Here is a 13157-nt window from a genome sequence, read left to right as displayed (position 1 = left end):
CTATGGGTGATTTTGATACTTGATAAGATCTTTTATGAAAAATCTATAGATTGAAAATTGATAGTGTTATCTCTACGTCTCGCGCATCAGGAGATCTCGGACAGGAACGCTTCCAGCCGCCTCCTAGATGTGCACTTCTTTAGCCATGGGGGCCCTTCTCAGTCATGACCAATTTTTCTATGCCTTCTCCTTCGTTGAAGGCACCGGCGAATCGCCACTTCTGGAGATGGGGACTGGTGCTGGGCCTTGGCGCAAGCCTCGTCCTTGCCCCGCTTGCCGCAGCTCCGGCATCCGCCACCCCAACCGTGGCGCACGGGGTCACTCCCGCCGCCGCCCCCGGCATGCTCACACCAGGCCCGCGCCAAGCGACAAGGGCCGCCACCAAGCGCGTCGACATCTCGGTCAAGACCACCGCAAATGTCAATATCCGCCAGGGCGCCTCTGCCAAGAAAAAATCCCTGAAGATCATCCCGGCCAACACCACCTTGCGGGCCACCGCGCAGGCGTCAAACGGCTGGTACAAGGTGAGCTACAAGGGCACCGCCGGACACATTTCGAATGCCCACGCGAAAAAGGTAACGGCGAAGAAACCGTCGGCAACGAGGGTTTCCGGTGGAAGGGCGGTCGTCACCGGCAAGTACAGCACCAACCGCGCCGGGCTGGACGCCAGGTTCTGGACAAAGGACAAGACCACCAGCCTGTACCGCAGCGTTGGAGGAGCCGCGCGGATCAAGGACATCCCCCGCAACTCGGTGGCCTATCGCGACCTGAAGCTGGAGAAGAAGGGCGGGCAACGTTCCGGCTGGTACTTCGTGCGAACCCAGGGCACATCCGGTTGGGTCAAGTCCTCTGCATTGAAGCGCAGCTCCAATGCACCGACAGGCAACCCCAATAAGTACAGCTACAAGTCCATCAAACGCATGACCAACGGCAAGATCGACCAACGGGCGCTGTCCACGGTTTCGTGGGACAAAGAAAAGACGCTGATCGCCGCACCCGCGGTCGCGTCCCTGACCAGGTTGAACACCGCATTCAAGAAGAAGTTCGGCAAGGACCTCACCATTGACCTGTCCTACCGCACCCGGGCGACCCAGGACTACTACTGGAAAGAACTCGGCCCCTACATTGCCGCGCGTCCCGGTACTTCGAACCACGGCTGGGGTACGGCCATCGACTTCCCCGAATCGTACGACTATTCGTTCCGGGGAAAGTACTACAAATGGCTCAAGCAGAACTCGAGCAACTACGGCTGGGTCCACCGCAAGATCCTTGAAGAGGGCAGCCCGTACGCCGAAGCCTGGCACTTCGAGTACTACGGCTAAAAGCCGGGCCATGCATCGGTTGCCCGACCAGTCGGTGTTGATTTAGAAGTCATCTGGCAACGGGTCCGGCGACGCTGGCCGGCTACATCACGAGGACTCGGGTAGTCCACCAAATCTTGGGGGTCGGTGGACTGCCCGCTCTTGTCACCGACAAAGCGCCACGCCCGCCCGACCTCGGCCAACCGACACGTCAGTCGTCGATGATGCACCAGCTGCCGACGCGCTCATAGGCGCTGTCGTAGACGTCTTCCTCGGCGCCCTGCTCCATCGGGTAGTTCTTGAGGTTCCCGGCCCAATACCGAAGGGCCCGGGTGATCTCGGCCTCGGGGTCCAGCTTGACCGCATCGGTATTCATGTCGATCTCGAAAACAAATTTCATGTTCTCCCCGCCCCTCGGTTCGGCGATGCCCATCGGCATCAGACCCTGTTCCCTTATCCTAGGCACCGCAAACCCGCTATGCCATGATTCTGATACATGGGCCCTCGACAAGCCGACGGAACACCGCCCCGAAGGATTGTTGAACAATCTGTGGAATTAGTGCATCCTTAAAGAAACCACATCAAGAGACGGGGGTCACAAATGCCATACATCGACCTGAATTCCGACGTCGGAGAATCCTTCGGCAACTGGACCATGGGCGACGACGCCGCGATTTTCACCTCCGTCTCCTCGGCAAATGTTGCCTGTGGATTCCACGCGGGTGACCCAAGCGTCATTGCCCAGACCTGCCGCGATGCCGTCGCCGCCTCGGTGACCATCGGCGCGCACGTCGGGTACAGGGACCTTGCCGGCTTCGGCCGACGCTTCCTGGACTGCTCCCCCACCGAGCTGGCCGACGACGTGCTCTACCAGCTGGGCGCCCTCGAGGCGCTGACCCGCGCGGCGGGTTCCACCATCAAGTACGTCAAGCCGCACGGCGCCCTGTACAACACCATCGTGCACCACGAGGCCCACGCCCAGGCCGTCATCGACGCCATCCGCGCGTTCGGTTCCGACCTCCCCGTCCTCCTGCTCCCGGGCTCCGTGGCCCTTGCCAAGGCCGAGGCAGCCGGCCTGCGCCCGGTGGCGGAGGCCTTCGCGGACCGCAACTACAACCCGGACGGCACCCTGGTCTCCCGCCGCGAGGCCAACGCCGTGCTGCATGACCCGGCCCAGGTCACCGCCAACATGATCCGCCTGGCCACCGAAGGCACCATCGTTGCCGTCGACGGCTCGGTCATCACCATGAACGCCGAAAGCATCTGCGTCCACGGCGACACCGCCGGGGCCGTCGCCATGGCCGCGGCAGTGCGCTTCGGCCTCGAGAACGCCGGCGTCGGCATCAAGAGCTTCGCATGAGCATCGTTTCCACCCGTTTTGCAGGCACCCGCTCGGTGCTCGTCGAGCTCTCCGACCTCGACTCGGTCCTGGCCCTCGGCGCACTTCTCGAGGCAAGCCCGCTACCCGGCCAGGTCGACGTCCTGGCCGCAGCCAGCACGCTGTTCATCAAGACCGACGGCTGGGCCAGCGCCCAGAAGATCTCCACCGCAGTCCTCGCCATGGAACTGGGCTCGGCCCCGGCCGATGCGGGTTCCCTGGTGGAGGTCCCCGTGTTCTACGACGGCGAAGACCTCGCCGAGGTTGCCCGGCTGACCGGGCTCAGCGTCGAGGGCGTCGTCAACGCCCACTCGCAGCAGACCTGGCGCGCGGCCTTCGGCGGCTTCGCCCCGGGCTTCGCCTACCTGCTGGGCGAGAACCAGGTCTTGAACGTCCCGCGCCGCGACACCCCGCGCAAGGTGGTCCCCTCCGGCGCCGTGGCTCTTGCCGGCGACTACTCGGCCGTCTACCCCCGCCAATCCCCCGGCGGCTGGCAGCTCATCGGCCACACCGACGCGGTGCTCTGGGACCTTGAGCGCCCGAACCCCGCGCTGATCCGCCCGCAGGACCGGGTGCGTTTCATCCCCTCGCGCACTTCCCTGCAGGTGGCCCCGGCCCCGGCGGCCGCCCAGGCACCTGCCGCCCAGCACGCCGCGCACGGCACGTTGCTCGTCGTGGATCAGGGCCTGCAGTCCCTGATCCAGGACCTCGGCCGCCCCGGCTTCGGAAACCTGGGCGTCTCCGCCGCAGGCTCCGCCGACACCGGCGCGGCCAGCCAGGCCAACCGCCTGGTCGGCAACAAGAGCTCCTCGGCCCTCATCGAGAACCTCATGGGTTCGATCACCCTGCAGGCCGCCGGCGACCAGGTGCTGGCCGTGTCCGGCGCCGAGGCGGAGATCATGGTCGTGCCGGTCGAGGACGACGAGTTCCACGAGGAACGCCTGGTCCCCATGAACACCCCCTTCGCCCTGCTCGACGGCGAAATCGTCACCCTCACCCCGCTGGGGCAGGGCCTGCGCAGCTACATCGCGGTGCGCGGCGGCATCGATGTGCCCCCGGTGCTGGGCTCGCGCTCCACCGACTCGATGTCAGGCATCGGCCCGGCCCCGCTGACCCGCGGATCGGTGCTGCCCGTCGGCGCCGTCCACGGCGCGCACGTGGTCGGCAACCCGGAGCCCTCCACGCTTCCGGTCCCCGACGAGGACGGCGTGTACACGCTGCGCATCAGCGCCGGACCGCGCGACGACTGGTTCGGAGAGGCCGGACTGGCCCGGCTCACCGGCCAGGTCTGGAAGGTCTCGGCCGAATCCAACCGCGTCGGCGTACGCCTGGCCCTGGGCGAGGACGCCACCGCGCTGGAGCGGGTCCGTTCCGGCGAACTCGCCAGCGAGGGCGTCGCCATGGGCGCGCTGCAGGTCCCGCCGTCGGGCCTTCCGGTGCTCTTCCTCGCCGACCACCCCGTTACCGGCGGCTACCCGGTCATCGCCGGCGTCATCGCCGAGGACCTCGGCGCCGCCGCCCAGCTCCCGCCCGGAGCCGCGATCCGCTTTGCCCTGATCGACCCGCACGCCCACCACGTCTCCCACGCAGCCCGGGCCACCGGCTCCCGCACCCACTAAGGAATCCACGCATGAAGAAAGTACTGATCGCCAACCGCGGCGAGATCGCCGTCCGCATTGCCCGCGCATGCGCCGACGCCTCCATGGTTTCCGTGGCCGTCTACTCCGACCCGGATGCCGATTCGCTGCACGTGCGCCGCGCCGACGAGGCCTACGCGCTGAACGGCGCCTCCGGTGCCGACACCTACCTGAACATCGGCAAGATCCTTGACATCGCCGCCCGCTCGGGCGCCGACGCCGTGCACCCGGGCTACGGCTTCCTGGCCGAGAACGCCGACTTCGCGCAGTCCGTCATTGACGCCGGACTGACCTGGATCGGCCCCTCCCCGGACTCGATCCGCGCCCTGGGCAACAAGGTCACCGCACGCGAGATCGCCGTGCGCGCCAACGCCCCGCTGGTGCCGGGCACCGAAGGACCCGTGGCCTCGGGCGCCGAGGTCCGCGCCTTCGCCGAGGAATTCGGCCTGCCGGTTGCCATCAAGGCGGCCTTCGGCGGCGGCGGGCGCGGCATCAAGATCGTGCGCAACTTCGAGGAAATCGACGACGCCTTCGACTCCGCGGTGCGCGAGGCGACCGTGGCCTTCGGCCGCGGCGAGTGCTACGTGGAACGCTTCCTGGACAAGCCGCGCCACGTCGAGGCCCAGGTCCTGGCCGACATGCACGGCAACGTCGTGGTCGTCGGCACCCGCGACTGCTCGCTGCAGCGCCGCCACCAGAAGCTCGTCGAGGAGGCGCCCGCGCCGTTCCTGAGTGACGAGCAGCGCGCCTCCATCCACTCCTCCGCCAAGGCCATCTGCCGCGAGGCCGGCTACCACGGTGCCGGAACCGTCGAGTACCTGGTGGCCCCGGACGGGCTGATCTCTTTCCTTGAGGTCAACACCCGCCTGCAGGTCGAGCACCCGATCACCGAGGAAACCACCGGCGTCGACCTGGTCGCCGAGCAGTTCCGCATCGCCTCGGGCCAAGCCATCTCCTTCACCGAGGACCCGGCCCCCCGGGGCCACTCCTTCGAGTTCCGCATCAACGCCGAGGACCCGGCCCGCGGCTTCCTGCCGGGCCCGGGCCGCATCACCGCGTTCGAGGTCCCGACCGGTTCGGGCATCCGCGTCGATTCCGGCGTGCGCACCGACTCGGTGATTCCCCCGCACTACGACTCGCTGATGGCCAAGCTGATCGTCACCGGCGCCACCCGCGCCCAGGCGCTGCGCCGCGCCAAGGTCGCCCTGGACGAGATGGTCATCTCCGGCGTCCCGTCGGTGCTGCCGTTCCACCGCGCCGTGGTGCGCAACGCCGAGTTCGCCAACAACGAGCGCTACGGGGTGTACACCACCTGGATCGAATCCGAGTTCGCCGAGGCGCTGGCCTCCAGCCCGGAGATCGCCGCGGCCGAGCCGGGTTCCACGCGCGAAACCCTGACCATCGAGGTCGACGGCAAGGCCATGAACATCGGCCTGCCGGCCTCGCTCGTCGATTCGATCCGCCACGGCGGCACCGGGATGGCCTTCGACCTGGCCGCCGAGAACATCGCTGCCGCGGCCGACGAGTCCACGCTGGCGGCCCCGATGAACGGCAACCTGGTCAAGTGGGCCGTCGAGGAGGGCGAGGTCGTCGCCGAGGGCGACACCGTGGCAGTGCTCGAGGCCATGAAAATGGAGTCGGCCATCGCGGCGCACCGTGCGGGCACCTTCAGCCGCGGCGCCCAGGAACCGGGAACCGCCATCACCCGCGGCGAAGCACTCGGGAGCATCGCTTAATGCATCGCGGTCTCTCGGCGGGTATCAACTAGATTGGAAAGATGCTGGTGAACTCCGTACTTTCGTCGTTGCCCCTCGCTGAGGGCTCCACCCACGCGCACACCGGCGAGTGGGTGGCAGCGGTGCTGCGCTCGCGCATCGCCGAGGGCCAGCTGCTGCCCGGGGCCAAGCTCTCCGAGCAGTCGCTGTCCGCCGCGCTGGGGGTCTCGCGCAACACCCTGCGCGAGGCCTTTGCCGTGCTGGACCACGAGCTGATCATCACCCGCATCCCCAACCGCGGGGTCTTCGTCTCCTCCCCCGGCGCCAGCGGCGTGAAGGAAATCTACGGCGTGCGTCGCATCATCGAGCCCGCAGCGGTGCTCTGGGGCCCGAACCTGGACGTCGAGGCCCTGGCCGCGATCGTCGTCGACGCCCGTGCGGCGCTGGCCGCCGGGGACATCGCACAGATGGCGGACGCCAACCAGTGCTTCCACGAGCAGCTGGTCCGGGCCACCGGAAGCGAGCGGCTGCAGGAACTCATGACCCGGGTGCTGGCGCAGATGCGCCTGGTCTTCCATGCCATGAGCGACGCCCCGGATTTCCACTCCCACTACGTCGAGCTCAACGCCTCCCTGGTGGAGCTGCTGGTCGCCGGGAAGCGCGACGAAGCCTCGGTCGCCCTGCGCGGCTACCTGGACCGGGCCGAGGCCGAACTCCTGGACCACCTGGGCGAGGGCAACTAGCCGCCGGCCCATGCAGACGCGGAAGCGGCCTTTCGGAATTCGATTCCGAAAGGCCGTTTCCTTTTTCCCCGGCGTTCCTAGGCAGAGGCCAGCGCCGCGGTCGGCGCGGTGCGCGAGGCCCTCACCGCGGGCAGCACCCCGGCGATGGCGCCCACCGCGATGGTCACCAGGATCCCGGCAAACAGCACGGCCGGCGGGATCGCCACGACCCAGCCGTTGGATCTTGCAGCGATCGCGGTGACCAGCCAACCCAGCAGCGTGCCGGCCAGCCCGCCGAGGGCCGAGAGCAGCATTGCCTCGAAGAGGAACTGCAGGCGGATGTGCCGGCGCGTGGCCCCCAGCGAGCGCCGCAGGCCGATCTCCGAACGGCGTTCGAGCACCGAGATGACCATCGTGTTTGCAACCCCGATCCCGCCGACCAGCAGCGCGATCGAGCCCACGCCCACCAGCAGCCCGGTGAACGCCTGGTCCACGGTGTTCTTCGCCGCCAGCGCGTCGGAGGGGCGCGAAACCTTGACCGAGCTGGGCGCCTGCGGGTTGATCGTGGGCGGCAGCAGCTCGCGCACCGCCGCCACCCGGTCCTCCGTGGAACGCTCGAAGACAAGCGTCGGGGTGCCCGTGTAGCCCAACAGATTTCGGGCCGCCGGCTCCCCCACCAGCGCGGTGGAGTCCAGTTCGGGGGCCAACGGGGAGGAGTCCAAGATGCCCACCACGGTGAATTGCTGCCCGCCGAGCCACACCAGCGACCCTGCGCGCTGGATGCCCAGGCGTTCGGCGGTGGTGCGCCCCAGCACCGTGGCCGGAAGCTTCTCGGTGGCCGCGTTGAACCAGCTGCCGTGCAAGAGCTTGGCCCCGGTCGCCGCCAGCAGGTCGCCGTCGGCCACGGCAGCTTCCAGTCCGCCGGTGCGTGAGGCCTCGATCCGGTCGCTGCGGTAGATATTCACGCCCTCGATGGCGCCCAGCGAGCCCACGTGCTGCACCCCGGGGATGCGGCGGATGTTGGCCACTGCTTCCTTCGGCAGGTCGACGTCTTGGCCCAAGACATCGGTGCCGGCCGATACCGTGAGCAGGTTGGTGCCGAGCACCGCGAGCTTCTCCTTGACCAGCGCCTGGCTGGAGGTGGAGATGCCGATGACGGCGATCATCGCGGCAATGCCGATGGCGATGCCCAGCGAGGAGAGCACCGCCCGCATGGGGCGTGCGCGCAGCCCGTGGAATCCCAGTACGAACAGGTCCCCGGCGCGCAGCCGGGAGCGTTTCAGCTGGCCCATGAGGTTACCTTCCTGTCGTCCGAGATGATTCGCCCGTCGCGGATGCGCACCCGGCGCGGCAGCTGTTCGGCCAGCTCGTTGTCGTGGGTGATGACCACTACCGCGGCTCCCTGCTCGTTGAGTTCGCGCAGCACCGAGACAACTTCGGCGCCGGAGGCCGTGTCGAGGCTGCCGGTGGGCTCGTCGGCCAAAATCAGCCGCGGGTTTCCCACCACGGCCCGGGCGATGGCCACGCGCTGGCGTTCGCCGCCGGAAAGCTGCCGGGGGTTGTGTCCCAGCCGGCGGCCGAGCCCGACGCGCTTGAGCGCGGCGGCGGCGCGTTCCCGGCGCTCGCGTGGCGGTATCCCGGTGTAGAGGAGCCCGGTCGCCACGTTCTCCAGTGCGCTGACCCCGTCCGAAAGGTGGAATTGCTGGAAGATGAACCCGATGGTGTGGGCCCTCAGGGCCGAAAGTTCGGCGTCGTTCAACGTGGCCAGGTCGTGCCCGGCAATGAACGCATCCCCGGCAGTGGCTCGGTCCAGCGAACCGACGATGTTGAGCATGGTGGACTTGCCCGAGCCCGACGGCCCGACGATGGCAAGCATCTCTCCTTCCTCGATCACCAGGTCAACCCCGGCCAGGGCGGTGGTGGGCGGGGACCCGTAGGTCCGCTCCACGCCGCGCAATTCAATGACGGGTGTACTCACTTGGCAACCACCACGGTGTCCCCGGCCTTCAGGTCTCCCTTGAGGACCTCGACCAGGCCGTTGGCGAAGATTCCGGGCTTGACCGGCACCAACTTCACCAGCTCGCCCTCGGTGACCTCGACGGCGAATCCTCCGCCGGGCTGGGCGAGGAGCGCGGAAACCGGAACCTGCACCACTTTCTTTGCCTTGACCTGTGTGAACTGCACTCCCACGGGTACGTCCTGCAGATCGGCGGCGGCTTTCTCCTGCTCCAGCACCACGGTCACCGGGATCTTGCGGGTGGCCCCGTCGGCGCCTTCCTGCTCCACCGGGGTGCCGACGGCGGACACGGTTCCGGGTTCCGTGGCACCGCCCGGCAATGAGACGCTGACCTTGGCGCCCTTCTTGGCCAGGGACCGGGCGGAGGTGTCGAGGAAGACCTCAACCTCCTTCTTGACTCCGGTGACGGAGATGATCTCGCCGCCGGCCGCCGAACCCGCCTTGGCCTTGGCCTGCTGAACGCGCACATCCTTGGGAGAGAAGACGATCCGGCCGTGTTCGATCGTCCCGTCCTGGTCAAGCCCCAAGGACTTCTGCCAGTACTTCACTGCGGTCTTGGTGACGGGCGTGAACCTGGTGTCGGGGGTCAGGTGGAAGAACCCCAGTGAGGCCAGGGACTGTTCGAGCTGGAGCACGTCGTTTCCGTCGGTCATGCCCTCGGAGAATGCGCGCCAGGCCGGAAGCTTGCCTCGCATCAGCACCACGGGCTTGTCATCGATGCGGAAGAGCTCGTCGCCCACCGACACGACGGTGCCCGGGGCGCCGGTGGAGGTGACGGTGCCTTCCAGGGCGGTTCCCATGTCCCGCGGTGTCCCATGGCCCAGGTTGCCCTGCACCCGTACGGTCTCCACCAGGTCCCCGCGCACCACCTGCATGCGTTCAAGATCCAGCGGGGTTGGCCCCTCGGCCTCGGCGGCCGGCGGCCGGAGCATGGCCAGGATGCCGAACAGCAGGGCCACGGCAACCATGCCCGACACGGTGAGGAGCACCGCACGTTTGGTGCGCCGAGGACGCTTCATCGCAGGTTCGTCGTCAAGCCGGGTTGCCTCGGGGGCGCTCACTTGCCGTTCTCCTGGCCGTTGGCCTTGTTGGTGCACTTGTCGACGACGTCGCCGTCGGTTTCCGGGCCGAAGGCGCCGGTGGACACCGGTTGTCCCTTCACCGGGTCCGGGTAGTCGTACCCGGCCTCTCGCATGCAGGAGGCGAAGACCAGCTGGAAATCAAACATTTCCTGCTCGGTGGGCTGGTTTTCGTCGACCGGAGGATCCCCGATGGTTTCCGCACACTTGGCGTAGGCCTTGTCGAAGGCCACCATGTCGTACTTCGAGAGGTCCACCGAGCCGGTCATTCCGCCCTCGCCGGTCTCCGGGCCGGTGATGTCGAAGCCCGCGGCCAGCATGCAGTCGTCGGTCTTTTGTCGCCAGTCAATCAGCGAATGCTGGTAGTCGTCGGTCTTTAGCTCGGTGCCCTGCGGTTTTGCCGGGGAGCAGGCCGTCAGGCCCAGCACCAGAACGATCCCGGTGAAGGCCGCGACGCGGCGGGCGATGGAGGTGTTCTTCATGGTGCTGTCCTTGCATTCGATAAGCGGGTGCCTTGTTCTCTTGGAATCCAGCACACCAGAACCGGGGTTTAAGGAAGGTAAAGGTCGGCGTTTACCTTTTCCCAACCGGATTCCTGATTGACTGGTGGAAGTCAGCAGCAGCCAAACCGCGAAGGGAACGGGAAGTCACACGTGCGCGTCCTGATCGTTGAAGACGAGGAATTCTTGGCCGAGGCGATCCACGATCGACTCGCGATGGAATCGATCACCGCGCAAGTGGCGGGCGACGGAGACGCCGCGCTGGCCGCTCTGCTGCAACAGGACTTTGATGTGGTGCTGCTGGACCGGGACATCCCCGGGGTGCACGGCGATGAGGTGGCACGCCGGCTGGCCGCGGACCCGCAGGGACCTGCGGTTCTCATGCTCACCGCCGCCGGGGACCTGGAAGAGCGCGTCGCGGGCCTGGAGCTGGGGGCCGACGACTACATGTCCAAGCCATTCGAGTTCGCCGAGCTGATCGCCAGGCTGCGGGCCCTGTCCCGCAGGAAGTTCACCACGCTGACGCCGGTGCTCGAACGTGGCGGGATCCGCGTTGATTCGGCGCGCCGTGAAGTCAGCCGCGACGGCAACCCAATCTCGCTGACCCCGAAGGAATTCGCGGTGCTGGAATTGCTCATGCAGGCGGGCGGCGGGGTGCTCAGCGCCGAGACCCTTCTGGAGCAGGCCTGGGATGCGAACGCCAATCCGTTCACCCACGCCGTCAAGGTCACCATCAGCACGCTGCGCCGCAAGCTCGGCGAGCCCAGCCCCATCAAGACCGTTTCGGGAGCCGGATATGCCTTCGTCTAGGACCCCGCGACGGGATGCAGCAAGTCCCGGGATCCGCAGGTACCGGGCCACGGTCCGCACGCGCCTTGCCCTGACCTATTCTGCGCTGCTCACCGGGTCCGGCATCATCATGCTCGGCCTCGTCTACGTCTTCATGCGTTTCGTTCCGACCTACGACCTTGCGGCCTCCACCGTTGCCCCTGCGGCAACGGCCGTGCCCGGCTACACGCCCGATCCCCCGGCCCCCGTCGTCGGTGTTCCCGAGGGAAGCGTCCCCGCAACGCCCTCGGGACCTGCCTCCGAATTGCTTGTCACTTCCACCGACCAGATGCTCAACCTGCTGCTGGTGATTTCTTTGGTTGTCCTGCTGGTCCTTGCTGTCTTGGGAGTGGTCGTCGGCTGGGCGGTTGCGGGCCGCATGCTGAAGCCGTTGCAGTACATCAATGCGGCCGTGCGCGACGCGACGCACGGGGACCTGGGCCAGCGCATCGGGCTCACCGGTCCGCGTGACGAGATCTCCGAGCTTGCCACGAACTTCGACACCATGCTGGAGCAGTTGGAGCGCTCCTTCGCCGCATCCAAACGCTTTGCCTCGAACGCCTCCCACGAGCTGAGCACCCCGCTGGCCACCAGCCGCGCCATGCTCGACGTGGCCATTGCCCGGCACGACGACCCCGAGACCGCCAAGGTGTTCCACCGGCTGCGCATCATGAACGAGCGCAGCATCGAGATCGCCCAGGCCCTGCTGGAGCTGGCCCGGGTCGATTCCTCAGCCGCCCGCACCGAGCCGATCGACCTTGCCGCTACCGCTGCCGAGATCGCGCGGGCCTGTGCTGCGGAAGCCGCCGCACGCGGGATAAAGGTGGAGCTCTCGCTGAACCCCGCACCCATGGCAGGGGACCCGGTACTGATCCGCCAGCTGCTGACCAACCTCGTGCAGAACGCCATTCGGCACAACACGGAAAGCGATGGGCACCTGTCCATCCGCACCGCATCGTCGAGGCCCCACGGAGAGGCAACTGTCGCGGTCGCCAACAGCGGGACCATGCTCGATCCGGGCACGGTCCAAAACCTCACCGAACCGTTCTTCCGGGCGGCGGGCCGCACCTCCGCGTCGGGAAGCAAGGGACACGGGTTGGGCCTGTCGATCGTCTCCGCCATCGTCGAACGGCATCGCGGCGCGCTGGCCCTGGAAGCACGGCCAACGGGCGGGTTGTTGGCGACGGTCACGTTCCCCGGCACGAAGGTTCCCGCGGAATAGCCTGCTGGCTACATGTACGTCTTGATTTTGGCACCCTTGCGGAGCTTCTCCACATAGGTCTTGACCGCGGAGGCTTCCTTTTGCAGCTTCAGTTGCTGGCCCAACTCGGATTTGATCTGGTCGAACTTCGGGACCTCGGTGTTTGCCGGTGAGCCCTTGGCCTTCTGTTGCTGGAGCAGCACGTCGTAGGCGGCCTTGAGTTCCGCTTCGGTGGGCTTAAAATCGCCTATCTCGTTGGCGATCAGGCGTTCGACTTCCAGCTGCGTTCGCAGCTGGGCGCGGACCGACTTTTCGTCAATGCCCTGGGCTTCCATGGACTTCAGGAATTCGGTGCTGCTCATCTTGTTGCTCTTGGCGACATCGGCCAGCGCCTGTTCTTGGTCCTTGCGTGTGGCAAAGATCTTTTCCTTCGCCGCCTGCTGGATCAGCAATTCGGTGTTCACCAGTCCTTCGGCAGTCTGCTTCTTCAGCTGCGTCTGGTCGAGTTCCTGGCCCGACATTTGCGCCTGCAACGCCACCTGCTGGAACTGCCCCTCATAGATGCGGGTGAAGTCGGCCTTTGAAATCTTCTCGCCATTCACAGTGGCAACCAGGTCAGGAACGCCCGACAAGTCAGGTTTCGGCGCTTCTGCCTCGGCGCCGGGCGAAGCCGGTGCGGATTCACTGGTCGACGGGCTGGCTTCCGGCTCGGCCGATCCGCTGCACGCGGTCACGAACGACAACGAGGCGATCAGGACGATGGACGCCATCCACTTTTT

At 66.8% G+C, this 13157-nt stretch carries 13 protein-coding genes; 7 read left to right on the top strand and 6 right to left on the bottom strand.

Annotated features, from left to right (window positions below; genetic code table 11):
• Positions 1-164 precede the first annotated feature (164 nt).
• Positions 165-1322, top strand: coding sequence for a D-alanyl-D-alanine carboxypeptidase family protein (locus tag ACIQLF_RS03875; protein ID WP_400294494.1), 1158 nt, complete (start codon positions 165-167; stop codon positions 1320-1322).
• A gap of 190 nt (positions 1323-1512) precedes the next feature.
• Here ACIQLF_RS03875 and ACIQLF_RS03870 read toward each other — a convergent pair whose 3' ends face one another.
• Positions 1513-1701 (bottom strand): hypothetical protein, encoded by a 189-nt coding sequence (locus tag ACIQLF_RS03870; protein WP_209999827.1) that lies wholly within the window; start codon positions 1699-1701, stop codon positions 1513-1515.
• 201 nt (positions 1702-1902) lie between these two features.
• On the opposite strand from ACIQLF_RS03870, the gene ACIQLF_RS03865 reads away from it, so the two are divergent.
• The 4 genes from ACIQLF_RS03865 to ACIQLF_RS03850 are packed head-to-tail and all read left to right on the top strand — an operon-like array spanning position 1903 to position 6774.
• The gene (locus ACIQLF_RS03865; protein WP_400294491.1) at positions 1903-2661 is read left to right on the top strand and encodes a LamB/YcsF family protein; all 759 of its coding nucleotides are present in this window, start codon (positions 1903-1905) and stop codon (positions 2659-2661) included.
• Positions 2658-4298 (top strand): carboxyltransferase domain-containing protein, encoded by a 1641-nt coding sequence (locus ACIQLF_RS03860; protein ID WP_400294489.1) that lies wholly within the window; start codon positions 2658-2660, stop codon positions 4296-4298. Before ACIQLF_RS03865 ends, ACIQLF_RS03860 begins: the two co-directional genes overlap by 4 nt.
• Before the next feature lie 11 nt (positions 4299-4309).
• The gene (locus tag ACIQLF_RS03855) at positions 4310-6052 is read left to right on the top strand and encodes an acetyl/propionyl/methylcrotonyl-CoA carboxylase subunit alpha (protein ID WP_400294486.1); all 1743 of its coding nucleotides are present in this window, start codon (positions 4310-4312) and stop codon (positions 6050-6052) included.
• Positions 6053-6093: 41 nt separating this feature from the next.
• On the top strand, positions 6094-6774 hold the full coding sequence (locus tag ACIQLF_RS03850; RefSeq protein WP_400294484.1) for a GntR family transcriptional regulator: 681 nt from the start codon (positions 6094-6096) through the stop codon (positions 6772-6774).
• 77 nt (positions 6775-6851) lie between these two features.
• Here ACIQLF_RS03850 and ACIQLF_RS03845 read toward each other — a convergent pair whose 3' ends face one another.
• Genes ACIQLF_RS03845 through ACIQLF_RS03830 form a run of 4 tightly spaced genes read right to left on the bottom strand, consistent with a single transcriptional unit; the run spans position 6852 to position 10331 of the window.
• Positions 6852-8045 carry an ABC transporter permease gene (locus tag ACIQLF_RS03845; RefSeq protein ID WP_400294482.1) on the bottom strand — a complete coding sequence of 398 codons (1194 nt, stop codon included), beginning with the start codon at positions 8043-8045 and terminating at the stop codon, positions 6852-6854.
• On the bottom strand, positions 8033-8731 hold the full coding sequence (locus ACIQLF_RS03840) for an ABC transporter ATP-binding protein (RefSeq protein WP_400294480.1): 699 nt from the start codon (positions 8729-8731) through the stop codon (positions 8033-8035). Before ACIQLF_RS03840 ends, ACIQLF_RS03845 begins: the two co-directional genes overlap by 13 nt.
• A complete protein-coding gene (locus ACIQLF_RS03835) occupies positions 8728-9831 on the bottom strand; it encodes a peptidoglycan-binding protein (protein WP_400294477.1) in 1104 nt (367 codons plus the stop codon). Before ACIQLF_RS03835 ends, ACIQLF_RS03840 begins: the two co-directional genes overlap by 4 nt.
• Complete coding sequence (locus ACIQLF_RS03830) at positions 9828-10331, bottom strand: hypothetical protein (RefSeq protein ID WP_400294475.1); 504 nt, start codon at positions 10329-10331, stop codon at positions 9828-9830. The genes ACIQLF_RS03835 and ACIQLF_RS03830 overlap by 4 nt, the downstream gene beginning before the upstream one ends.
• A 171-nt stretch (positions 10332-10502) precedes the next feature.
• On the opposite strand from ACIQLF_RS03830, the gene ACIQLF_RS03825 reads away from it, so the two are divergent.
• Both ACIQLF_RS03825 and ACIQLF_RS03820 read left to right on the top strand, forming a co-directional pair.
• Positions 10503-11159: a response regulator transcription factor gene (locus tag ACIQLF_RS03825; RefSeq protein WP_400294473.1), complete on the top strand. Its 657-nt coding sequence runs from the start codon at positions 10503-10505 to the stop codon at positions 11157-11159.
• A complete protein-coding gene (locus ACIQLF_RS03820; RefSeq protein ID WP_400294471.1) occupies positions 11146-12399 on the top strand; it encodes a sensor histidine kinase in 1254 nt (417 codons plus the stop codon). The genes ACIQLF_RS03825 and ACIQLF_RS03820 overlap by 14 nt, the downstream gene beginning before the upstream one ends.
• Positions 12400-12407: 8 nt before the next feature.
• Here ACIQLF_RS03820 and ACIQLF_RS03815 read toward each other — a convergent pair whose 3' ends face one another.
• The gene (locus ACIQLF_RS03815) at positions 12408-13148 is read right to left on the bottom strand and encodes a SurA N-terminal domain-containing protein (RefSeq protein ID WP_400294469.1); all 741 of its coding nucleotides are present in this window, start codon (positions 13146-13148) and stop codon (positions 12408-12410) included.
• Positions 13149-13157: the final 9 nt, after the last annotated feature.

Origin of the sequence: Paeniglutamicibacter sp. NPDC091659 (assembly GCF_044756805.1) — a bacterium.
Lineage (GTDB): Bacteria > Actinomycetota > Actinomycetes > Actinomycetales > Micrococcaceae > Paeniglutamicibacter.
The sequence above is the reverse complement of the archived record's forward strand: the minus strand, read 5'-3'. Positions and strand labels throughout refer to the sequence as shown.